General features: G+C 38.0%; 22 protein-coding genes, 1 tRNA gene and 1 other RNA gene. 17 read left to right on the plus strand and 7 right to left on the minus strand.

Features of this window, described 5'->3' with window-relative positions; genetic code table 11:
* Positions 1 to 6 precede the first annotated feature (6 nt).
* From H0W64_03330 to recR, 6 genes are all read left to right on the plus strand, one after another.
* Positions 7 to 93: transfer RNA gene (locus H0W64_03330), tRNA-Ser, on the plus strand.
* An 83-nt stretch (positions 94 to 176) separates the two neighbouring features.
* An RNA gene (ffs, locus tag H0W64_03335) (signal recognition particle sRNA small type) lies at positions 177 to 273 on the plus strand.
* A 134-nt stretch (positions 274 to 407) separates the two neighbouring features.
* Positions 408 to 2,015 (plus strand): DNA polymerase III subunit gamma/tau, encoded by a 1,608-nt coding sequence (dnaX, locus tag H0W64_03340; protein ID MBA3660736.1) that lies wholly within the window; start codon positions 408 to 410, stop codon positions 2,013 to 2,015.
* 36 nt (positions 2,016 to 2,051) lie between these two features.
* Positions 2,052 to 3,119, plus strand: a complete 1,068-nt coding sequence (locus H0W64_03345; GenBank protein MBA3660737.1) for a PA0069 family radical SAM protein — start codon at positions 2,052 to 2,054, stop codon at positions 3,117 to 3,119.
* An 80-nt stretch (positions 3,120 to 3,199) separates the two neighbouring features.
* Entirely contained in the window at positions 3,200 to 3,550 is a 351-nt protein-coding gene (locus H0W64_03350) for a YbaB/EbfC family nucleoid-associated protein (GenBank protein ID MBA3660738.1), read from the plus strand.
* Between the two features lie 15 nt (positions 3,551 to 3,565).
* Positions 3,566 to 4,162 carry a recombination protein RecR gene (recR, locus tag H0W64_03355; protein MBA3660739.1) on the plus strand — a complete coding sequence of 199 codons (597 nt, stop codon included), beginning with the start codon at positions 3,566 to 3,568 and terminating at the stop codon, positions 4,160 to 4,162.
* A gap of 59 nt (positions 4,163 to 4,221) precedes the next feature.
* On the opposite strand, the gene argH is transcribed toward recR, so the two are convergent.
* Positions 4,222 to 5,640 (minus strand): argininosuccinate lyase, encoded by a 1,419-nt coding sequence (argH, locus tag H0W64_03360; protein ID MBA3660740.1) that lies wholly within the window; start codon positions 5,638 to 5,640, stop codon positions 4,222 to 4,224.
* On the minus strand, positions 5,633 to 6,841 hold the full coding sequence (locus tag H0W64_03365) for an argininosuccinate synthase (protein ID MBA3660741.1): 1,209 nt from the start codon (positions 6,839 to 6,841) through the stop codon (positions 5,633 to 5,635). Before H0W64_03365 ends, argH begins: the two co-directional genes overlap by 8 nt.
* Here H0W64_03365 and H0W64_03370 point away from each other — a divergent pair.
* Positions 6,840 to 7,394, plus strand: a complete 555-nt coding sequence (locus H0W64_03370) for a hypothetical protein (protein MBA3660742.1) — start codon at positions 6,840 to 6,842, stop codon at positions 7,392 to 7,394. The two genes, H0W64_03365 and H0W64_03370, sit on opposite strands and share 2 nt — an antisense overlap.
* A gap of 182 nt (positions 7,395 to 7,576) precedes the next feature.
* On the plus strand, positions 7,577 to 8,773 hold the full coding sequence (locus H0W64_03375) for a hypothetical protein (GenBank protein ID MBA3660743.1): 1,197 nt from the start codon (positions 7,577 to 7,579) through the stop codon (positions 8,771 to 8,773).
* Positions 8,774 to 8,901: 128 nt separating this feature from the next.
* Here H0W64_03375 and H0W64_03380 read toward each other — a convergent pair whose 3' ends face one another.
* Positions 8,902 to 9,615, minus strand: a complete 714-nt coding sequence (locus tag H0W64_03380; protein MBA3660744.1) for an SDR family oxidoreductase — start codon at positions 9,613 to 9,615, stop codon at positions 8,902 to 8,904.
* A 432-nt stretch (positions 9,616 to 10,047) separates the two neighbouring features.
* On the opposite strand from H0W64_03380, the gene H0W64_03385 reads away from it, so the two are divergent.
* The 4 genes from H0W64_03385 (at position 10,048) to H0W64_03400 (ending at position 12,504) form a co-directional block, all read left to right on the plus strand.
* Entirely contained in the window at positions 10,048 to 10,890 is an 843-nt protein-coding gene (locus H0W64_03385) for a polysaccharide deacetylase family protein (protein ID MBA3660745.1), read from the plus strand.
* 35 nt (positions 10,891 to 10,925) lie between these two features.
* Positions 10,926 to 11,483, plus strand: coding sequence for an ester cyclase (locus tag H0W64_03390; GenBank protein MBA3660746.1), 558 nt, complete (start codon positions 10,926 to 10,928; stop codon positions 11,481 to 11,483).
* Positions 11,484 to 11,509: 26 nt separating this feature from the next.
* Positions 11,510 to 11,878, plus strand: a complete 369-nt coding sequence (locus H0W64_03395) for a hypothetical protein (protein MBA3660747.1) — start codon at positions 11,510 to 11,512, stop codon at positions 11,876 to 11,878.
* 338 nt (positions 11,879 to 12,216) lie between these two features.
* Positions 12,217 to 12,504 (plus strand): hypothetical protein, encoded by a 288-nt coding sequence (locus H0W64_03400; protein MBA3660748.1) that lies wholly within the window; start codon positions 12,217 to 12,219, stop codon positions 12,502 to 12,504.
* Positions 12,505 to 12,636: 132 nt separating this feature from the next.
* On the opposite strand, the gene H0W64_03405 is transcribed toward H0W64_03400, so the two are convergent.
* Entirely contained in the window at positions 12,637 to 13,791 is a 1,155-nt protein-coding gene (locus tag H0W64_03405) for a J domain-containing protein (GenBank protein ID MBA3660749.1), read from the minus strand.
* A gap of 256 nt (positions 13,792 to 14,047) precedes the next feature.
* On the opposite strand from H0W64_03405, the gene H0W64_03410 reads away from it, so the two are divergent.
* On the plus strand, positions 14,048 to 14,557 hold the full coding sequence (locus tag H0W64_03410; GenBank protein ID MBA3660750.1) for a nicotinamide-nucleotide amidohydrolase family protein: 510 nt from the start codon (positions 14,048 to 14,050) through the stop codon (positions 14,555 to 14,557).
* A gap of 437 nt (positions 14,558 to 14,994) precedes the next feature.
* On the opposite strand, the gene H0W64_03415 is transcribed toward H0W64_03410, so the two are convergent.
* The 3 genes from H0W64_03415 to mpl all read right to left on the minus strand — a co-directional run bounded on the left by H0W64_03415 (position 14,995) and on the right by mpl (position 17,871).
* Positions 14,995 to 15,801 (minus strand): hypothetical protein, encoded by an 807-nt coding sequence (locus H0W64_03415; GenBank protein ID MBA3660751.1) that lies wholly within the window; start codon positions 15,799 to 15,801, stop codon positions 14,995 to 14,997.
* 179 nt (positions 15,802 to 15,980) lie between these two features.
* Positions 15,981 to 16,388: a Co2+/Mg2+ efflux protein ApaG gene (gene apaG, locus H0W64_03420; GenBank protein MBA3660752.1), complete on the minus strand. Its 408-nt coding sequence runs from the start codon at positions 16,386 to 16,388 to the stop codon at positions 15,981 to 15,983.
* 121 nt (positions 16,389 to 16,509) lie between these two features.
* The gene (gene mpl / locus H0W64_03425) at positions 16,510 to 17,871 is read right to left on the minus strand and encodes a UDP-N-acetylmuramate:L-alanyl-gamma-D-glutamyl-meso-diaminopimelate ligase (protein MBA3660753.1); all 1,362 of its coding nucleotides are present in this window, start codon (positions 17,869 to 17,871) and stop codon (positions 16,510 to 16,512) included.
* A 160-nt stretch (positions 17,872 to 18,031) separates the two neighbouring features.
* Here mpl and H0W64_03430 point away from each other — a divergent pair, with 160 nt between their 5' ends.
* From H0W64_03430 to H0W64_03445, 4 genes are all read left to right on the plus strand, one after another.
* On the plus strand, positions 18,032 to 19,603 hold the full coding sequence (locus H0W64_03430; protein ID MBA3660754.1) for a PAS domain S-box protein: 1,572 nt from the start codon (positions 18,032 to 18,034) through the stop codon (positions 19,601 to 19,603).
* A 12-nt stretch (positions 19,604 to 19,615) separates the two neighbouring features.
* Positions 19,616 to 20,254: a response regulator transcription factor gene (locus H0W64_03435; protein MBA3660755.1), complete on the plus strand. Its 639-nt coding sequence runs from the start codon at positions 19,616 to 19,618 to the stop codon at positions 20,252 to 20,254.
* A gap of 192 nt (positions 20,255 to 20,446) precedes the next feature.
* Positions 20,447 to 20,878 (plus strand): hypothetical protein, encoded by a 432-nt coding sequence (locus H0W64_03440; GenBank protein ID MBA3660756.1) that lies wholly within the window; start codon positions 20,447 to 20,449, stop codon positions 20,876 to 20,878.
* Between the two features lie 452 nt (positions 20,879 to 21,330).
* Positions 21,331 to 22,102 (plus strand): hypothetical protein (locus H0W64_03445; GenBank protein MBA3660757.1); only part of this gene is annotated, 772 nt, incomplete at its 3' end.

Here is a 22,102-nt window from a genome sequence, read left to right on the forward strand (position 1 = left end):
CGTGCTGGAGAGATGTCCGAGCGGTCGAAGGAGCACGCCTGGAAAGCGTGTATACGTTTACGCGTATCGAGGGTTCGAATCCCTCTCTCTCCGAACATTAAGTTGGTGATAAACGCTTGATGTCACCTGACGTTTCATGTAGCCTTGCTCCAATTATTTAAGCTGATAACAGCGAGTATTGGTCCCTTTGCGACGATAAGCCGCAAACCCCGCCAGGTCCGGAAGGAAGCAACGGTAGTGGCTGATTCGGGCGCCTAAGTGCGGCTGGTGCTCGCTGTTATCAGCTTCGATGAATCATCGACCTTCTGCCTCTCACCCTTTATTTTATTTACCTTATTTCCATGTCAAAGCTTGCGTGTCGAACAACCTAAGGTAATAATCTTCTCATTGCATAGTGAGACCCCACGATGAGTTATCAAGTTTTAGCCCGTAAATGGCGACCCCAAACTTTCACTGACATGGTAGGTCAAGAACCGACTTTGCGCATGTTAACGAATGCCTTAACACAAAAACGTTTACACCATGCTTATTTATTTACCGGGACGCGGGGCGTGGGCAAAACAACACTCGCTCGAATTTTATCAAAATGTTTGAATTGTGAAACGGGCATTACCGCGACCCCTTGCGAAACTTGTCCTACCTGCTTAAGTATCAATGCCGGCCAATTTCTTGATCTCTACGAAGTGGATGCTGCATCCCGCACCAAAGTCGAAGATACACGTGAATTGCTCGAGAATGTTTTATATCCTCCCAACCAAGGTCGATATAAAATTTATCTCATCGATGAAGTGCACATGTTATCAAACCATAGCTTTAATGCACTTCTCAAAACGCTAGAAGAACCGCCAGCGCACGTTAAATTTTTACTAGCAACAACGGATCCCAAAAAATTACCCGTTACTATTTTATCGCGCTGTTTACAATTTCATTTAAAGCGTATTTTACCCCAACAAATTGCTGATTATTTATTACATGTTTGTCAACATGAAGCCATTGTAAGTGAACCCGATGCTTTGCAACATTTAGCGCTTGCAGCTGAAGGAAGCATGCGAGATGCACTAAGCTTACTTGACCAAGCTATTGCTTACGGCCAAGGACAAGTTAATACAGCGGATGTGACTGCGATGCTAGGCAGTGTCGCACAAGACGATTTGTTACCTTTACTTGAGGCACTCAGTCGCCAAGATGCAAGCGCAGTATTTGCGGCTGCCAACGACTTAAGTGAAAGGGCGCCTGATTTCCAACAATTAATAGATGGCATCATTAGCGCACTTCATCACATTGCACTAGCCCAAGTTGTTCCAGGCCATACACTTCAAGCGCCATCCCTGCAAAAATTAGCCGGAATATTTCTACCCGAAGATATTCAACTCTATTACCAAATTGCCTTACTCGGACGTCGTGATTTAAATATTTCCCCCCACCCGCATCAAGCTTTCGAAATGACTTTAATACGCTTGCTTGCCTTTAAACCGCAAACCAGTTCAACGCTCGTTCCAGAGCGTAAAGCTACCCCGCAACCCTTAAATATGGTTTCGAGTAAGCCCACACCGATAAAAACGCAATCTAACATTCAAGTTACGGCTGAAAGGCAAGTAGAAGTCCCGACAGCGAATCCTGAGACCCTACCTGCGACACCGGATGAAGCGTCTGCATGGCGAGAACTCTTACAAAAACTTGAACTGACGGGGATGGCATATGCACTCGCTTCTAACTGCACCTTATGCAAAATAACCGAGAAAGAAGTTGAACTCGCACTCTCTACTTTGCATCAACCCATGCTAAACACAAAATTAAAAACTCGCATTGAAGAAGCATTAAGCCGTCATTTTAAAAAGCCTATGCAACTTGGAATTACCATTACGGCTGATGAAATCGCAACGCCCGTCAAAGAAGAGAAATTTGAACGCGATCAAAAAATACAACAAGCTAAAGATGAAATATTACAAAATCCTAAAATTAAACAATTCATCGATATGTATGATGCAACACTTGAAGTTTCACTATTAACATAAATTATTGATCACTCACTCATAATAATAAGACCGCCCATGACGATTAAAAATAGAGGCGCGCTCAGTAATCCCGTGGGACGTTTTGAGATTCATGATTATGAGGCTTATGACGACGGCTGGCATTTGACCGAGGAAGAAGCGCCGCTCGCTCCGCTTGCAACCGTACTTTATCCAGAACAAACTAAAAGTATTATTACGCATAACGCATCCCCCGATATTAGTTTTGATCAATCCATTAATCCGTATCGTGGTTGTGAACATGGATGTATTTATTGTTATGCACGTCCTGCACATGCGTATATAAACTTATCGCCGGGGATCGATTTTGAAACAAAGATTTTTCACAAAGTTGATGCTGCAAAACGTTTAGAAGAAGAAATCAATAAACCCAAGTACGAATGCAAAGTCATTGTGATTGGCGCCAATACAGATCCCTATCAACCGGCAGAAGCAAAATTAAAAATTACTCAAAGCTTATTAGAAGTCTTAAACCGGTATCATCATCCAGTAGCGATCATTACCAAAAGTGGCATGATAGAACGGGATTTAGATATTTTAGAAGCCATGGCGAAGCGCCAGCTCATTTCTGTTGCAATTAGTTTAACTACTTTGCGTATGGATTTAAAACGCATCTTAGAACCTCGTGCAAGCTCCCCACAAGCAAGGCTCCGCGCGATTGAAAAGCTAAACGGCGTTAACGTCCCCGTAACCGTCATGGCCGCTCCCATGATTCCAATGATAAATGATGCTGAAATAGAAAAAATCCTTGCTCTCGCAGCAAAACGAGGGGCAAAATTCGCGGGTTTTACGTTAATTAGATTACCTCATGAAGTTAAAATTTTATTTAAAGAATGGTTAGCTGCGCATTTTCCTGACCGTGCCGAGCATGTCATGAGTATTATTAAACAAATGCGGGGTGGGAAAGAATATGATGCAACATTTGGCAAACGAATGCGAGGAGAAGGTCAATTTGCAATCCTTTTAGCAAAGCGTTTTGCCTTAGCTTGCAAACGTTTTCATTTAAACGAACAACCGCGTATGCCCTTGGACACTTCTCAATTTAAACCGCGCCGTAAAGAAGAGGCACAAATGAGCCTTTGGTAAGCTGCACATAGATCCATTGCATGAATTTTGTTACACTACGCCGAACGCCAAACCACCCCTAGATGTGAGGAATCTTAATCATGAACAAACCTACCAATGACAAAAATGATAAAGTCGGCTTGAATGAAATCATGAAGCGGGCGCAAGAAATGCAAAAAAAATTACAGGATATTCAAAAACAAGTTTCAGAAATGGAAGTTGTAGGCCAGTCTGGCGGTGGCGCCGTCAAAATCACAATGACTGGGCAGCATTATGCGAAAAAAGTGGTCTTAGACCCGAGCTTGTTGAAGGAAGAAAAATCAATTATTGAAGATTTAATTGCTGCTGCTATTAATGACGCAACAGACAAAATTGAAAGAAATTTACGTGACAAAATGGGTGGCCTCGCTGGATTTAAAATGCCAGAAGGTTTAGGTGATCTTCCTAAATAAACAGTTGGTATCTTTATGCGTTTTAGTCCTTTACTGGAACAACTCATCGATGCTCTCCGCTCTTTGCCGGGTGTTGGTCCTAAAACCGCCCAGCGGATGGCGTTACAACTCTTGACACGCGGCCGTGAAAACGGCCGTCGCTTAGCACGATGCTTAATCGAATCCATGGAACATATTGGTCATTGCAGTACTTGTCGTATTTTTAGTGAAACACCGCTTTGCGAAATATGCGCTTCGACAAGCCGCGATGGAGGGATGTTATGCATCGTTGAAAACCCTATTGATGTTGCAGCCCTTGAACAAACGGGAAGTTTTAAAGGTAAATATTTTGTTTTACTCGGTCACCTTTCTCCGCTCGATGGAATCGGTCCTGAAGAAATTGGTATGGCGGAATTAAAAAAGTTATTTGAACAAGAAACCATACGCGAAGTTATTTTAGCCACCAACCCTACTGTCGAAGGTGAAGCAACTTCTCACTATATTTCAGAACTAGCCAAACAACATTCCCTTAAAGTAACCCGCATTGCACATGGCGTGCCTTTGGGAAGTGAGCTGGAATACATTGACTTAAGCACGTTAACCCATGCATTTTTGGGTCGCGATACCATTTAGTTGGATTGCACGCTTGCTAAAACGCGAGCGATCATGCTCATTACCGACTCATAAAAACCTTAAAGTCCAAATGCGTTATAAACATTGCTAAGCATTACTTCCTTGTCCTGTAAAAAATGTCGGTCGATCGTGCACTTTTCTTTTTGTTGGCGCAAAGTTTCCGGTAAAGTTTGGAAGCCTTGCGTTTGAATATTGCGGATTTCGATGGCGTGATAAACATCATCCGTAATGAGTGGAGAGAAGGTTTGCATTTCAGTTAGCGATAAAGCTTCTAATTGTGTATTTTTCTCATCACAATACGCAACCATTTTACCAATGACTGCATGAGCTTGACGAAATGGTAAATCTTTTTTCACTAAATATTCTGCCATGGCAGTTGCATTCAAGTGGCCATCTTTCGTTGCCGCCAACATGTTCGCTTCGTTAATGGAGACGCTTGCAAGCATGCGCGTATAAATACTAAGTGTTTGATCGACTGTTTTTATGACATCAAAAACAGGCTCTTTGTCTTCTTGCATATCTTTGTTATAAGCGAGTGGTAATCCTTTGAATAAAGTCAGCAAAGAAAACAGCGCGCCATAAACACGACCCGTTTTACCACGACCTAATTCTGCAACGTCAGGATTTTTCTTTTGCGGCATAATACTACTGCCAGTACAAAATGATTGGTGCATTGAAATAAAATTAAATTCTTGTGATGACCACAAAATCAATTCTTCACTTAAACGAGAAAGATGCATCATGATCAAGGCGGCATCGCTTACAAATTCGATAACAAAATCACGATCACTGACGGCATCTAACGTGTTGTGATAAGTATCATCAAAAGCCAATAAGGTCGCGACATAGTGTGGATCAATAGGAAAAGTTGAGCCTGTTAATGCAGCGGCTCCGAGCGGTGACAAGTTAATTCGCGTCCAAGCCTCTTTTAAACGTGCTGTATCTCGCGCTAACATCGCTTCGTAAGCCAACCAATAGTGCGCAAGTTTAACGGGTTGAGCACGCTGCAAGTGCGTGTAGGCAGGCATAATAATCGTTTGATGCTTCTCCGCAAGTTCTAATAAAACTTCGCGTAACCCCAGTAATTTTTGAACGATGGTACAAGTTTGCTGTCTTAAATAAAGATGCATATCTAAAGCAACTTGATCATTCCGACTGCGAGCCGTATGGAGTTTACCGGCCACCTCACCAATTTCTTGCAAGAGCATGCGTTCCACATTCATATGAATATCTTCATCTTCATCATGAAATGTGAGGGAACCTTGCTTTAATTTATTTAGAATGCTGTGCAAGCCTTGATTGATAGCAAGGTATTCTTTTTCGTTAATCACTTGGGATTGCTTTAGCATTGCAACATGCGCGAGACTACCTAAAATATCAAACTGCGCGAGTTGGTGATCAAATGCGATCGATGCTGTGTAAGTTTCTACCGTATGGTCAGTGGCTTCACTGAAACGTCCACCCCATAATTTATTCATTATTATCATTCCTTTTCAATACTTGATGCTGCGTAACAGTTGGCAAACCCCACAATTTAATAAATCCAAGCGCCGCATGATGATCAAATTGATCATCACTTGCATAAGTTGCTAATTGTTTATCATATAAAGAATAAGGTGATTCACGCCCCACCACTATGGCATGGCCTTTATGCAATCGTATACGGACTTTCCCAGTAACATACTTTTGCGTCTCAGTAATAAAAGCTTGTAATACGGATTTAAGTTCTGAAAACCATAGCCCATTGTAAATCATATTAGCAAATTGAATTTCAATAAAGGGTTTGCATTGAGCAACTTCACGCGTCAAGGTAAGGGCTTCAAGGGCGCGATGAGCTGCAATGAGCGTCATAGCAGCGGGCGCTTCGTAAACTTCTCTTGATTTAATCCCCACTAAGCGGTTTTCAATATGGTCAATGCGGCCTACCCCATGCGTACCTGCTATAAGATTTAACGCTTGGATAAGCGAAGCCAAAGATTTTTTTTCACCATTTAGTGCCACAGGACAGCCTCGAACAAAATCAAGAGTTACCTCTTCTGCTTGCTCTGGCGCATTTTGAATAGAGCGCGTGAGTGCATAAGCTTCTTCAGGGGGCGCGACCCACGGATCTTCTAAAACGCCACATTCACAACTTCTTCCCCATAAATTTTGATCGATGCTAAATGGATTATTTAATTCAATGGGTAAAGGAATAGCATTCGCTTTGGCATAAAGGATAGCATCTTCGCGGGCGAGGGGGTTTTCGCGAGCGGGTGCAATAATATCAAGCGTTGGATCAAGCGCGCTAATGCTAACATCAAAGCGGACTTGATCATTTCCTTTGCCTGTGCAACCGTGTGCCACGGCACTAGCGTGTTCTTTTTGCGCAATTTCAACCAAAGATTTTGCAATGAGGGGTCGAGAGAGAGCGGAGATGAGCGGATAGGTTCCTTCATATAAGGCATTCGCTTGCAGCGCTGGTAGTAAATATTCATCAGCAAATGTGTCTTGTAACGCTAAGACATGACTTCCAATTGCACCAATTTTGAGCGCTTTTTCTTGGATGGGAATTAAATCTTTGCCTTCTCCTACATCCATGGCGACAGCAATGACATCGTAACCATATTTTTCTTGAAGCCATTTTATGGCGCAAGAAGTATCAAGGCCCCCAGAATAAGCTAGAATAATTTTTTTACGCATGGCACCCTATCCTCATATCGATTTGCATAATTATACTATTTTTTGTATAAATATACACTATAGGTTTTTTTCTGTAAACCAGAGGAGAGAGCTCGTGGTAAAGGATAAATTAGGATCAAACGCCCTCATACCGGTTATTCAGGGCTTATTACAACAAAAAACAGTGAGCACGCAAAAAGACATTCAAATTGTGTTGAAGAAACAAGGGCTTGAGGTTAATCAAGTCAAAATCTCTCGGATTCTCCACAAGTTGGGGGCTATTAAGGTCAATGAAGATGGACAAGATGTTTATCGCTTGCCGCTTGAACAAATGCAAGTATCGCCGAAAGATACGCTCAAGCAACTTGTTTTAAATATCACGCACAACGAAATGCTGATTGTGATTAATACCGTGCCTGGTTCGGCTAACTTAGTGGCAAGAATGCTAGATCTAAAAAGAGACGTTGAAATTTTAGGAACTGTTGCTGGTGATGACACGATATTTGTCGCGCCCAGCAAAATGAAATATATCGGCAAAGTCTATCAACATATTTTACAGTTACTATTAGACTAAAAAAAGAGCCTTGATAATTTCCATGGGGCATTCATTGGTCATTTTATTGTAGCTAAACAATACGTTATCTTTTACGAGCGTAGGACAAAATTGTTAATCACCTCTTCATCAGGGCGCTCTTAAGATGAGGGTAAGCTTACTCTGCTATAAGTAGTAGCCTTACTTTAAGTTTTGAATCTATTATGAACTCACATAGAAATTCTGCACCCTCTATCAGTCTCATGGGTGCATTCAATTTATCTTTACTTTTCTTTAGCGGAACAATCACAAGTTCCAACGCCGCAGAACCAACCTGCGGTATGACAAAAACCAACGCCGATAACAGTCCATCCACTGCGATACCGGCACTCATTTCTAGAGAAACAACTGCTCTACTTCATGAATTTCATACACAAAGTGTAGATAATAATTATTTAGATTACTTATCTAAAAATCCTAGAAAAGATAAAAAAATGCTTAGCGCTATTGCGGACGATAAATATTTACGAGAAACGTGTAATCAAACACCTTCTTTTCAGGTTGTTAATAAAAATAAAGAAATTCGGCTGGGTATTGTTAATAAAAAAATAATGCCATCATCTTGTAAAGATAAAAACAAATACGCAAAGCAATGTGAGGAGGAAATAAAAGCACAACTGAAAATTTCCTACCAAACTTCAAATTTATTTAATCTTCGCGATGTGACTCAACATGAAACTAACGATTATGCTTTAAAGATGCAAGCCCGAATTAGCCAAATCACAGCCAATTTCACGCCAAAGCAAACTCAAGCGTTTGAGAAATCATACCAAATTTTTTGCAATTTATATTGGCAATACAAAATATCAAAAAATACCGCAAAAACAGGCGGCGCTTGTCTTGAATCAACCATGGAAACGGCTATTAAAATTTTACAAGATCAAAAATTTAATTATCGTTTGCAAACCCTTCGCGTTCGGTCAGCAGCCAGAAATGCAAATAACGAACCTATTTACGATCATACGTTTTTATTTCTGTCTGATAAAAAAATTGCGGACTTTGAAATTAAAAGCACTGCTATCTTCGCGAATGGTAAAGTAGTAAAACGTGATTTAGAGAAAGAAAATAAACAAATAAAAGAAGTAGGTCAAAAATTATTAACTCTTAAAGGCTATGTATGTGATCGATGGAACGTTGGTTTATTCGAAGAGATTAGTCAAGATACAACTGGTTTATATAGTCCAGACGCAGAGTGGGATGAAATAAGACTCAAAACACTTTTTTATTACAATGATTTATTAAAACTCCCTTTTGCGGGTTATGAATTTCTTCGTGAACAATACCAATTAATGGAAGTGAATTTGCCTATGCTAGAACAAACTACGCGAGATCATTTTCAAAAAAAAAGCATCACAAGATAATGTGCAAAGAAAATTAGAATTATAATTTATCGTATTCAATCCGTAAAAATTTTCGCCCCCTTATATTCAGCTTAGAATAAGAACTCGTAGAAAGTAAATTGAACGACCTGTCTGGCTCGTTAATGACATTAAATTAATAAATGGCCGCCATCAACAAATATGGTTTGGCCTGTCATAAACGTATTATTTAATAATAACAGAACTACTTCAGCAACTTCATTCGCTTGACCGATATGACCCACTGGAATTTTTTCAGATAATTGATTAAACATCGCTTGCCTATCGTCCTCTGGCATTGTTTTATATCGTGGCGTGTCGATAATACCGGGCGCAACAACGTTAACTCGGATTGGAGCAAGTTCAATAGCTAATGCACGTCCTAACCCTTCCACAGCACTATTAACAGATGCCATCACGACTAAATTCTTTTGAGGTTTTTGAGAAACCATGCCAGAAAATAAAACAATAGCCCCACCGCGACGGATGTGGGGTGTGCCATATTTAGCTGCATAGTATTGCCCCCAATATTTACTATTGAAGCCTGATTTCGCGCGAATAGTTTCCATTGTTAAGAATGACCCTTTTGGAACCATAGAACCAGGCGTAGTAAGATAATCAAATTCTCCAATACTCTTAAAAAAAGTTTGCACTGCGTCTTCGTTTGCAATATCTAATTGGTAAAATTGAGTATCCTTAGGTAATGTATCTTTTAGTGACTGATCAATAGGATTAAAACCAGTAATTACCAATTGCATGCTTTGACTTGCTACTAACTTAGCAGTTGCCAATCCTATTCTTGAAGTTCCGCCTATAATAATTAAACGTTTTTTTAATAACGACATATCCCTTCCTCTCTATATTCAATTCGAAATTGTCCTAGCTTCATCCATTCGAATGCTCTGCCATTTGCCCTATTGATCCAAATCGCACTGCTGCTATTTTCTTTCTTCTAAATTAAGCCTTGCTCGTTTATTATATTATATACCCCTAGTACTAGGGTGATTATTATCTAAGTCATGGATTTAGGTAGATGTAATGCCGACCATCATTAATTTTGTCTTTGAAAAATCCTATATGGGGACCATCGCTATAACCTTCTCAAAGCCGATAACTCGCAACGATGTAAACATGAATTTTGAGTGGCCGGACTCACTTTTTGATATCTAACTGCCTTACGATCGCTATTTATTTGTAGTGCTGAAGTTATTACATTTTGATGAATAGATAGGATTTAAACTTTTAAATGAAATTTATTATTTATCTAAGGAAGTCAAATGACAAAAAAATCTTTGCGATCATATTGGCCTAATAAAGCTAAATTAGCGATATCAATTTCTATGCAATTTGAAGCAGGAGGCCAACCTGATCGCGGCGTTGAAAGCCCATTCTCAGGTACTCCCTTACCGAGTGAATATCCTGACTTGCCAGCTCAAACTTGGTTTGAATATGGTTATCTAGAAGGTATTCCACGTCTATTGGAGTTATGGGATAAGTATGACATCAAAGTAACCTCTCACATGGTCGGTAAAGCAGTCCTTGCGAATCCTGATTTAGCGAAAGAAATTGTTAAAAGAGGTCATGAAGCTGCTGCCCACGGTATGAGCTGGGAATCTCAATATAATATGAAGAGAGAACAGGAAAAAAAATTTATAGCTGATGGTGTGAAAGCTATTCAAAAGGTAACAGGGGTAACGGCAGTGGGTTACAATTGTAATTGGTTAAGACGCAGTGTCAATACAATTGAAATCTTACAAGCGTTAGGTTTTCTTTATCATATCGATGATGTTAGTCGTGACCATCCCTTCATCATTCAAGCCAATAAGCATCCATTTGTTGTCGTTCCTTATACTTTGAGATGCAATGATATTGTTTTATTTGAAGGACGACATTTTTCACCGGATAATTTTTTCCAAACACTGAAATATGAGTTTGATCAACTTTATTCAGAAGGCAATTCTCGGCAACGCATGATGTCGATTAGCACGCACGATAGAATTGGCGGAACACCTTCTGTCGTTAAAGCGCTGGATAAGTTTTTAGATTATGCAAGCAAGCACCGCGGCATTTGGTTTGCACGTAAAGATGAAATTGCTAACTGGACTCTAAAAAACCAATAAATTTTTTGTAAATTTATTTTTTCAAGGATGATATCATGAAATTTTTAAATTTATTTAATTCAATTTTTTTTACTCTTATCATGATGGGTGCCATACAAATCGCATCCGCAACTGAAATGAATAAAAGGGAGTGGGTCAAACCTAAATCAATTACCATAGATAAATCACTAAACAAATCAACCGCCAAACAAATGCTTGATACTGCCCAACTTTATTATACATTTTGGAATTCAGGGAACACGAAGTACCTTGATGCAGTACTTTCCCCAAATTTTATCGATCACACATTACCTCAAGGCCGTCCGCAAGGTCCAGAGGGTTTAAAGCTTGCTTCAAAAACTTTTCGCCAAGCCGTTCCAAATCTCTCCTGCTCCTTAGATGATTTATTAATCGTTGGAGAAATGGTGACCGCGCGTTTACTTTTTGAAGGCACTTTTGCTGGAGAATTTAAAGGACATCCGCCGACCAATAAACCAGTCAAATTTTTAGCGATTGATATCTTACATATTAAAGAAGGTAAGATTATTGAAGATTGGCATTTAGAAGACAATTTAACTTTAATGCAACAACTGAATGCCGTGAAAATTCAATAATAGTAACAACCAATGAGGTGAAAAATATGCCGCAAATATATATTGAATATTCTGCAAATATTACACAAGTTAACTTTGAAGAAATTTTAAAACATATTAATGCAAATGTTGCAAAGATTGTTGAAGTTTCGCCAAATCGTTGCAAAGGACGACTAATTAAATATCCCGATTTTTTGATTGGTGATGCATACAATGCCGAAGATGCATTTATTTTTGTTCAGGTTTGTATACAAGCTAAACGAAGCGAGCTTCAGAAACAGCAAATAGGCGATGCTGTATTACAAATTTTGAAAGACTTTGCAATGCCAAAACTAACTGATCAAAAGCTAAAGTGTTCGCCCAGAGTTGAAGTACGAGGTTTTGATTTATATCTATTTAGTGATTGGACGTCTTAATTTGTGGAATTATGCGATGAATATCTGCGTGACATTCGCGTAAAGAATTAGTGAACTGATTTCAATTATAAGTACGTTTAAGAATTGTGGCTGACAATGCTTATTTCAGCCTAAGGCTTTGTCAATATTGGAATCAAATATCGAGCCCATAATAACAAGTACGCTTATAGATATAAGTCAACACCTACCATATTAAACAATCCCATCCTTGGTAATTAATGTGATTAGTTATAGAGATAGTCTCATCTAACCCTTAAACTTCCCCAATAGACCTCCTCTACCCGCGTATGATATTCTTTTTGCAAATATAAACTAACTATAAAATAGAGGTAATGATTATGACGAGGAACACAATATTATTAGGCAAAGGAAGGTTAGGTAATGATTGCAATCCCAAGGCTACTTTATTCACTTTTCCCACCAAAGAAAAACAAGCCACTGCGTGGGATGATTTAAAGATAAAATATAAGGCAGTTGAAAAACCCTTTATTCAAACGACTGGTTATTTCGGCGATCAAGGCTTATTTAAAGTTGCAGAAGGCAGATGTAAACATGGTACTAGAGTTATACTTGAACAAAACGTACCAAACAATTCTTCCTCACCCTCTCCTCTGCGTAAAGGATAGGAACAAAATTTTATCGCATAAGTCACTCATCATATAAATTTAGCCTGGACTAAATGAAAGAAATCCAGGCTAAAGTTGCATTCAACCGTCGTTAATTGATTGAGAAATTTTTTGCTGTGTTATTGTTATCCGCTAAAATCTACCACGATTGAAGTTAAGCTGCGATTCATTGCGGAAATTTAAAAGATTTTCGTAAGCTTCATTCGCCCAACTTAATTGATTGGGATATATCGAAGTAATTGCAAGACAATGTTGTTCACCAGAAGTCAAATCTTTTGCTTCTTTTAAAGAGAGCAAGCTATGCTTCACTAAGTCATAGGCAGTATATAAGTTTGTTACTTGTTGGTCGGTTAGCTTTGAAACTTCCTCTAAAGACAATGCGGGCAAAGACTGTTTTTTATGGAAGTTATGCAAATAACTTTTTAGTAAGGAAATTTTGCTGAATACATCGCTATCTTGATTATAACATTGCTGTAAATAGTTTTCGTTTAAACCCGTATATCGAGCCAGGTCGCCAATAAAACTATCTTTAATGACTACCTTTGGTTTACGTGTGGGCTGTGCTTTAAAGAAAATGGTGTGCGTCTGAGTAAGTTGCGTAGTAGGCATTTCTGATTGTTGCGCTGTGTTGGGCACATTCAAGGCTTTTAACTTTTGCATGGCCGCTTCACACCACCGCTTAATATAATGACCTTCAATAGGGATTGTAGCAATAGCGAGGCGTTCTGTTTCGGACAAAGCTTTAGCTTGATCCATACTCAAATACCTTTCCTCAATCAAAATTGTACAAGTGATTAAATTAGTCATTTCTTGATCCGTTGTATTGAGCGCTTCATTAATACTCAATGCAGGATTAGATTTTGTTTTAAAATTTTCTAAATAAACCCTTAATCCAGACAATCTATCATAACGTCCATCATCTTTTTTATAACATTCTGTGATGTAAGATAAATCTAAACCGATATCTTCAGCTATGGAATGGAGAAAATAATATTCATTTTGTGTAATGTCTAACTCATCAGGATCTACTGAGGAAGATACTTCATAATCGGGTGTGGATGATCCTGTCAAATGACTTAAGTCATAGTCAGAACGTTTAACGACATCGGAAAGCGTTTCGTAAGCGATCTGAACTTCTTGAAATAGCGTACTATCTTCCGAAATCGCAACAGGGTGTTTGTCAGGATGGAGCATTAGAATTTTTTTATGATAGGCAGCTTTTATAACCTCAGGCGTTGCAAAAGCACTGACCCCTAAAACGTCGTAATAATTTCTCGATGTTGACATTAACCTTCCCAATTTTTTTAATAATTATGGGGCGAATTTAAACTAAAAAGGTATAAAAATCCACGGCAAGATATTTCATCATTTAAAATACGTAACACCAGATCAAGCTGATGTTTATTTATCCATGGATAATTTTAATAGATGAGATCAATAGTAATATTTTCTTATGTATTTCATAGATTTATAATAACAATTCAATCGACTTCGTTCTTACCAACTATTAATAGTAAAATATAATGAAATGTGAGGGTGGTTTATGAATCAGGAAATTAATCTTTTAATTATCAAGATTGGTCAACATTTTAAAGAAAAAAATCTTTCTTTGGTTACAGCAGAATCATGTACCGGTGGGGGGCTTGCATATCAAATAAGCAAAGAGCCTAAATCCTCATCTATTTTAGAGCGCGGCTACATCACTTACTCTAATCCTGCTAAAGAAAGTTTACTTAACGTTAAACCTACCACATTACAAATGCATGGCGCGGTTAGTAAAGAAGTTGCGGTGGAAATGGCTGCGGGAGCTCTCAAGAATAGTCAAGCTCAGGTAAGCATTGCCATTACGGGCATAGCAGGCCCAGACAAAGTTCCACACGCAAATAATGAATCTCAAGCAGAAGGCACGGTTTGGATTAGTTACATCGATGTTTTTGGAAATCAAATTACCAAAAAAAAAGATATAAAAGGTACTAGAGCTCAATTTATTGATCTAGTGATAATATTTTCATTACAAATACTTGCAGACCAATCTAAACATTTATTGAATTAAATAAATGCAATCGATGGTTAATTTTTTGTTAAAATAAGGATTCATAGGATCGCAAGAGGGAACGAGAATGAGAAAGGTTCGAAAATTGATTTCATTTATTTTTTTCGTATGGAACTTAATTGGTATTTACCAAACAATTTTTTCAAAAAAACGTAAGCCTCGGAAAAAATAACGCTGAATAGTTATTTATCCAGTATCTTTTTGAAAATTTCTCAGAAACCTTATGACGCTGAAGCGTATCTTTTCATAACATTATTAACATGTTGCAGAAACGATTTTTTATTATGTATTGCATAAACTAGTTGTTTAGATAGAAATATCAATCAAAGATAATGCCTTAATCCTTAGTTTGTACTTTACTGATATGAAGCATGCACCAAAGCAATTCTATTGTTAAAAAAAACTGCGGACTGACTAAGTCCGCAGTGCATGAAACCTTACTGCTTATTTCGAGGTGAAGGTGGACTAACTTGCACTTCTTCATTTTTATTAGCGGCACCATGTTTAAAGATGTTGGCAACATTTTTAATTTTTGCAAACATTGTATTATCTGTAACTTCATGTTCACGAGGTTTTGGCTGTTCAGCAACTGATAAAACTTTCAAAATTAAAGGCGCTTGACGCTCAATGATATCAACTTCATCTAAATCATCTTTATTAAAATTTCTGATTTCTTTTAAAAAGGCTTTATGGTGTTTACGATCCCCAGCGAATTTTTGCAATAAGTCGGAAGTCGTGGAATGGTGAAGCTTAGGTTGACTTTGTATCTTCTTAAGAAGTTGTTGGTGTTCATTACGATAACTTGATTGTTGGTAAACTTTCCAAGCCTCAGAAGCAACAATCTTCTCTTCATCAGTCATGGAAGCAATGACTTTCTCATCGATAGCTTTATATAAAGCGCTATTTTTAGGATTAAGTACATAGAGACGATACTTAGATTCATTTGCTATTTTATTGTTTAAATCAATCATGGCGCCAATGACAATTAACGCTTTTTTCATTTCTCTATTTGCTTTTTCTTCTTTGCTGATATCATCCCTGCCAAAATTTCCCGGTGCAGTTAGATTATAATCCGTATCTAAATAAAACTTGGTATTATTTGGACCATCTAGATAAGCGCCTGGTGAGCTCAACTCCCAAACAAGACTTTTGAGACTTAATAATTCTTGATGACGGTTTGATCCAGCTTCGCTGATTTCTCTTAGGGTTTGTTTGATTTTTAAGAATGATTTGATTTGGGACATTTTTCTCTCCTTAGATAATTAACAACGCTTTCATTCATAGAAAGCTTAAGCCTAAATCGTTAAGACCCTAAAAGTGTATTAACTTTTACTTAAGGAAATCTTAAGAATAGAATTTTACTTTTAATTAGGTTTTTAACTGAAGAAGAGAGAAAATCAAAAATAGTTACACAATAATGCAATTAATGCAATTTAGAACGATCAGGTTCGGCTAGACTAATAGGTGCGGTTAGCATGAACTTAGGCACGGCTACTTCAAATTGATTGCCCACAAGATCTTGCACGACATAGAAGCCTTCCATTGTTCCTTGTGGAGTGGCGAGTTGGCAGAAACTCCGATAAGTAAAAGGTTGATCTGGTTTAAGTAGCGGTTGCAAACCCACAACACCCACACCTTGAATTTCCTCAATCTTACCCGTCATATCAACCAACTTCCAATAACGAGTAAGTAACTGAACAATGGATTGACTTTCATTGTTGATGGTAATGTCATAAGACCAAACAAATTTACGAATCGCAGGGTCTGATTGCTCAGCTACAAAACTAGGCGCAGTCGTTACAATAATTTTGGGTAATTTTTCATTCATCATGTTCGCTACACTAACAAAATAACTAATAAACATAATATAACATAAGCGATAAATCCAAGCCACGCACCGGACTTGGTGAATTCAAAATTGATTTTATCATCATGATCTTGCATTGTGAAATTCAACCTTTTTCGATTGCTGAAATCAGCTTCTGGTGCATACCATCAAAACCCGAATTACTCATTATAATAACATGATCGCCAGGTAGTAACGTTGGCGTAAGCGCTTCAACCATGTCATTAACGGTGGCGAATGAATGCGTTGGCTGTTTAAAATCGGCAAGCATGGTATTCATCCCCCAATCTAATTCAGTTTTTTTACAATAAACAAGATTAGCTTCAGAAAGTGCTTGAGCCATTTTCTCCTTATGTACTCCTGCACGCATGGTATAGGACCCAAACTCAAGAATAGCAATAATTCTCGCTTGCTTTCCCACGTGCGCTCGTAAACCCGCTAAGGTGGTTTGAATTGCAGTTGGATGATGTGCAAAGTCATCGTATATCGCTATACCATGTAGATTGGCGCGCACTTCCATTCTGCGTTTAACATTCTGAAAAGTTGATAAAGCAGCGACAGCATCTTGAGGCGTAATTTCTATATGATGAACTGCAGCAATCGCGGCTAATGCGTTATGAACATTGTGAGCGCCCAATAAGTCCCATTCTACCCTACCCACTTCTTTATTATTAAAAAAGACGTCAAATAGCTGCCCGTCGGGCTTCACCAATTTAGCTTGCCAATTGGCCTTTTGATTACCCAATGTGATTAAAGGTGTCCAACATCCTTTGGCTAAAACATTTTCTAAATTAGCATCTTCTTGGGGATATATAATGCAGCCATTGGGTGGAACGGTTCGAACTAAATGATGAAACTGAAGTTGGATAGCTGCTAGATTTGGAAATATATCTGCATGATCATATTCTAAATTATTTAAAACGAGGGTCTTGGGACGATAATGAACAAATTTAGAGCGTTTATCAAAAAATGCGGCATCGTATTCATCCGCTTCAACGACAAAATATTTGCCCCCTCCTAATTTTGCCGAAATTCCAAAATTTTGCGGCACACCGCCGATTAAAAAACCAGGTTCTCTTTTATTCTTTTCTAATATCCAAGCAACCATGCTACTGGTTGTTGTTTTGCCATGCGTGCCTGCCACAGCTAAAACCCAGCGTTTTTTTAACACTTGCTCAAAAAGCCATGCAGGACCTGACGTATAGTAAATTCCTTTAGCGAGAATATACTCTAACGCAGGGTTGCCTCGTTTGATTGCGTTACCAACTACTACACAATCAATTTCATCTAAATCCAAATGTTTCGGATCGTAGCCATTGAATAAGGTAATACCGGCTTCTTTTAGCTGTGTACTCATCGGTGGGTAAATATTCATGTCAGAGCCACTGACCGCCATTCCACTTTCACATGCAAGGACTGCACAGCCGGCCATAAATGTACCGCATATGCCTAAGATATGTATTCGCATCAGGTAGTAACCTCACTCAAAGAATTACATTCATCAATCTTCCAACATCCAGTCCATGAAAACTTGAGAATGACATGATATGATATGTGGGCAATTTGTTCCGGCAATCTTAGCATCAAGGCACGATCAATTTAAGCGTCTCGTTAAAGGAATAACGAATATGGACGGCCAAGGATTATTTGATGCCATCGGCGATAGTGCGGTTCTTCTTGATAAAGCAGGACGAGTGATCAACTGGAATCCAGCTGCTATTGCCTTATTTGGCTACTCCAAACGCGAAGCAATTGGCTGGTCGATCAATTTTGTTTATGACCGTAATTATCCTTTCCCTAAAATAATTCAAGAAATTAATGCCGGCCAAAAAAAATGGCAGGAAGAAACACCTTTCACTCGTAAAAATGGTGTCAAAGGGTTCTGTCGATCTACGCTCTGCACGCTTCCTCCGAATGAGCAACATAAAATTACCGCTTTACTTATCCATCATAATATTTCCACCTATAAAAAAGACTTAAATGACGTACTTAAAGTAAAGGAACAACTTCACTCACATTTAACCTCTCTCCTAACTAGTTTTTCAGCGGTCAACATGCTGAACATTGAAGCTTTAAACAGTTTGGAACAAAATGAGCGCCGTTTACGAGAAAGCGAATTACGCTTTCATTTACTAGCTGAAAATGCAACGGATGTTATTTCCACACACACACCCGATGGTACGTATTTGTATATATCACCTGCTTGTAAAACTTCAATTGGTTATAAATTTGATGAGTTAATTGATAAAAATATTTTCAAACTGATTCACCACGACGATCTTGCCAAAGTGAAAAAAGCCTTTAATAAACGACGTGAAGATTCTAACAACCGTCCGATTGTTTATCGAATAAAAAGAAAGGAAGGAGAATATCGTTGGTTTGAAAGTAACATTCGCTTAATTATTGATGAACATGATCGAAGTTTAAGTGAAATCCAACTTGCATCGCGGGATATCACTGATCGCGTTCTCGATAAAAAAGCCCGTTTGCGGGGACAACAACTTGCGCACGTATTTCGTTTAAGTACCATGGAAGAAATGGCTTCCGGTATGGCACATGAAATTAGTCAGCCTCTGGCTGCGATTGTTAATTACACGCGGGGTTGTGTACGCCATTTGCAAATGAGTGATCACGATCGCGATCAATTAAAAAATGTCATGGAAAAAGCAGTCGTGCAGGCTGAGCGTGCCGGGGAAATTGTTCATCGTCTGAAAAATTTCTTTTGCAAAGGACAACTCGTTAAGACACCTTGTAAAATTAATAATATGATTCGCGAAACGGTCAGTTTAATTCGCCATGAACTCATCACTTCTAAAACAAAAATTGATTATAATCTTGATAAGATTGGACCTTTCATCTTTATTGATAAAATTCAAATTCAACAAGTCATTCTTAATTTGATTCAAAATGCCATTGAAGCCATGAATGAATGTCATTTGAAAGAGAAACGCATCCACATTCAAACTAAATTCATTCAGCCTGAATGCATTGAAATTACTTTGAACGATACGGGCCCTGGATTCTCAAAAGAAATTATTCATAAAGCATTCACCCCTTTTTTCACGACTAAAGCCCATGGAAGAGGCATGGGACTCGCAATTTGTCGCTCTATTATTGAAGCGCATGGTGGTGAATTCACAATTAACGCCAACACTAATAATTCCAGCTGGATTCGTTTTTCTTTACCCATGTCCATTTGATAGGAGTAAGACATGTCTACACTTGAGCCCATTGTTTATATCATCGATGATGATCACGCTATGGTGGAGTCTTTAACATGGATTATTGAATCAATCGGCTTGAAAGTTAAAACTTACGTCCGCGCGCAAGAGTTTTTGGAAGAATATGACCCTCAACAGCATGGCTGTTTATTACTAGATGTCAGAATGCCTGGCATGAGTGGCCCTGAGTTACAAACTAAATTAAATGAGCAAGGCTTACCAACCCTACCTATTATCTTTATCAGTGGACATGGCGATGTACCGCTTGCTGTGCGCGTAATGAAAGCCGGCGCAATTGACTTTTTGACCAAACCTTTTAACGATCAAGTCTTACTGGAAAGTATAAACAAAGCTTTACGTTTAGATAAAGCCAATCGCGAGAAGCGTCAAGAGTCAGCCCAAGCGCGTGCTAAATTTGCCTTACTTTCCCCCCGTGAAGTTCAAGTGCTACAAGGTATTGTGGCTGGGAAACCAAACAAAGTTATCTCAGCAGAACTTAAAATTTCTCTCAAAACGGTAGAGGCACATCGAGCCTCGGTAATGAAGAAAATGGTAGTCAAATCAGTACCTGAATTAGTGAAATTGGTGCTTACCAATAGCATTCAAGAAGAGGCAATTGAAGAGGAATGACTCAAATATTAACTTTTAGTACTTTTCTAAATCAAATTAGTGCTTTCCTGATGGGGCTAACCCTTAATTAGCTAGGTACATGTAAGTACTTTCTCCTGGTCTTTTCCCAATTTTTATTAGCGTTATTTAGTGCGATGATTGGTATCCCCCACTAAATTGTATAGATAAGAAAGCGTTTAGGAGAAGGCAGCCATGGACACCAGAAAACAAGTGCTTATTGTTACCAATGCAATCACTGATAACGAAGTCCTGCAAATTCAAAAAGCGTTTAATTCAGAAGAAGCTCAAAAAGCTGAAATTAAACTTAGCCTTGTACACGTTATCCCTCGACTTCCTACGTGTTACTTTAATATTCCATCAATGGGTGTACTCATTGAGAAATATTACGATGAAGCTAAACAATCCTTAACGACAGTGGGCAAGCATTTAACCATCGCTAAAACCGATCAATGGCTTATCACGGGTAAGATTCGGACAGAAGTCCTTCGTCTAGCCAATAAATTAGGGTCAAGTTTTATTTTAGCAAGTGCGCAGCAAATTCAAGAATTACAACGTTCACTTTTTTTTAAAAATATTCACCAGTACGCCATGATCAAAAATATTAACCAATTGAAGCAACTCTAGGGTTTAACTCAAGTAGGATCTCCTTTCTATTTTGACGACATACTTGAGCATTTTCCCCAGATAGAATTCTCCCATCTATCTGGGGATTTTTTTATGATAAAACGTGTATTGATAAATGTGATCTAAGATAGAATTTTATGATAGTTTAAAAAATCACAGCCTTAAGCTTAGAATATGTGCGGCTTAGTATGCTTCTTATTTAACTAAAGGTTATGCGATTCATTAATTATCATAAATTTATCTTTCCATTATTGAAACAGCAATATCCGTTATAAGTCACATAAACCAACCTCCCATTTACGTACCTCCTATGGTTGCAACGGATTATTTCTAAAGCGATTTATCATACGCTCGGTCAGGTATTGGGTATCTAATTCGAATAACATATTGCTAATATTTTGTTAAGGACCATATGATCTAATAATGCTAAATAATATTGAGTTGAGAAAAAAATGCAAAATCGAGACGAGAATCATTCCATTAACCCCATGTCAGTGAATTTTTTACTGAACCCGTCAACGTCCACAAATGACTCAATCATTGAAAACAGTAGCAATATTTCAATTGAGGATACCAATCAAAATCAGGAAAACTTAGCAAATATTCCTGAAGCTCTACCGGCAATAGCTAATCAAAAACAATGGGATTATTTTGTTAAATATAATTTTAAAAATCAGTTTGCTTCAATTCTGGAAATGAAAAGTTTATATCCATCTATTAACAGTGATCCATCTCAAATTTTTATTGTTTTATTTCCAACTATTGATGATTCTCAAGAATTTTATAAGCATATTAAAGCTCATTGTTCCGGTCAATTTTTATCTGTGCACGAAAGGAAAAATGTTGTATTTGCTAGTAACAATAGAAAACAAAACATGTTTAGTATCATCACAATGGATGATTGCTTAAAAAACTGTTGCTATAAACGATTTAAATATCTCAATACTCCTTTTGCAAATTTAAAATCTGGTGCAGAAAAAGAAATTAGTAATCATATCATTAAAAATATGAAATCTAATTTTATAGAAACTAAAATTCCGCATTTTTTTGATTCAACTTATCAAGCGCCTTCGAATCTTACACAGGTCCTAAAGAAAAATAGAATAGTCTCTAAAAAAAGAAAAAATCCTTTTACTTATGATGACATCATTACTGACAACAACAACAACAACAACAACAACAACAACAACAACAACAACAACAACAACAACAACAACAACAACA

The sequence above is a fragment of the Gammaproteobacteria bacterium genome (assembly GCA_013816845.1).
In the GTDB taxonomy this organism is placed as follows: Bacteria; Pseudomonadota; Gammaproteobacteria; order DSM-16500; family DSM-16500; genus Aquicella.

Excerpts from the sequence above, each read along its gene's own strand:
- H0W64_03415 (MBA3660751.1), bottom strand. The coding sequence starts at position 15,801 with ATGTCCCAAATCAAATCATTCTTAAAAATCAAACAAACCCTAAGAGAA.
- H0W64_03345 (MBA3660737.1), top strand. The coding sequence starts at position 2,052 with ATGACGATTAAAAATAGAGGCGCGCTCAGTAATCCCGTGGGACGTTTT.
- H0W64_03435 (MBA3660755.1), top strand. The coding sequence starts at position 19,616 with ATGTCTACACTTGAGCCCATTGTTTATATCATCGATGATGATCACGCT.
- H0W64_03350 (MBA3660738.1), top strand. The coding sequence starts at position 3,200 with ATGAACAAACCTACCAATGACAAAAATGATAAAGTCGGCTTGAATGAA.
- H0W64_03430 (MBA3660754.1), top strand. The coding sequence starts at position 18,032 with ATGGACGGCCAAGGATTATTTGATGCCATCGGCGATAGTGCGGTTCTT.
- H0W64_03385 (MBA3660745.1), top strand. The coding sequence starts at position 10,048 with ATGACAAAAAAATCTTTGCGATCATATTGGCCTAATAAAGCTAAATTA.
- H0W64_03400 (MBA3660748.1), top strand. The coding sequence starts at position 12,217 with ATGACGAGGAACACAATATTATTAGGCAAAGGAAGGTTAGGTAATGAT.
- H0W64_03395 (MBA3660747.1), top strand. The coding sequence starts at position 11,510 with ATGCCGCAAATATATATTGAATATTCTGCAAATATTACACAAGTTAAC.
- H0W64_03405 (MBA3660749.1), bottom strand. The coding sequence starts at position 13,791 with ATGTCAACATCGAGAAATTATTACGACGTTTTAGGGGTCAGTGCTTTT.
- H0W64_03375 (MBA3660743.1), top strand. The coding sequence starts at position 7,577 with ATGAACTCACATAGAAATTCTGCACCCTCTATCAGTCTCATGGGTGCA.
- H0W64_03365 (MBA3660741.1), bottom strand. The coding sequence starts at position 6,841 with ATGCGTAAAAAAATTATTCTAGCTTATTCTGGGGGCCTTGATACTTCT.
- recR (MBA3660739.1), top strand. The coding sequence starts at position 3,566 with ATGCGTTTTAGTCCTTTACTGGAACAACTCATCGATGCTCTCCGCTCT.
- H0W64_03410 (MBA3660750.1), top strand. The coding sequence starts at position 14,048 with ATGAATCAGGAAATTAATCTTTTAATTATCAAGATTGGTCAACATTTT.
- argH (MBA3660740.1), bottom strand. The coding sequence starts at position 5,640 with ATGAATAAATTATGGGGTGGACGTTTCAGTGAAGCCACTGACCATACG.
- dnaX (MBA3660736.1), top strand. The coding sequence starts at position 408 with ATGAGTTATCAAGTTTTAGCCCGTAAATGGCGACCCCAAACTTTCACT.
- apaG (MBA3660752.1), bottom strand. The coding sequence starts at position 16,388 with ATGATGAATGAAAAATTACCCAAAATTATTGTAACGACTGCGCCTAGT.
- H0W64_03440 (MBA3660756.1), top strand. The coding sequence starts at position 20,447 with ATGGACACCAGAAAACAAGTGCTTATTGTTACCAATGCAATCACTGAT.
- H0W64_03380 (MBA3660744.1), bottom strand. The coding sequence starts at position 9,615 with ATGTCGTTATTAAAAAAACGTTTAATTATTATAGGCGGAACTTCAAGA.
- mpl (MBA3660753.1), bottom strand. The coding sequence starts at position 17,871 with ATGCGAATACATATCTTAGGCATATGCGGTACATTTATGGCCGGCTGT.
- H0W64_03390 (MBA3660746.1), top strand. The coding sequence starts at position 10,926 with ATGAAATTTTTAAATTTATTTAATTCAATTTTTTTTACTCTTATCATG.
- H0W64_03370 (MBA3660742.1), top strand. The coding sequence starts at position 6,840 with ATGGCACCCTATCCTCATATCGATTTGCATAATTATACTATTTTTTGT.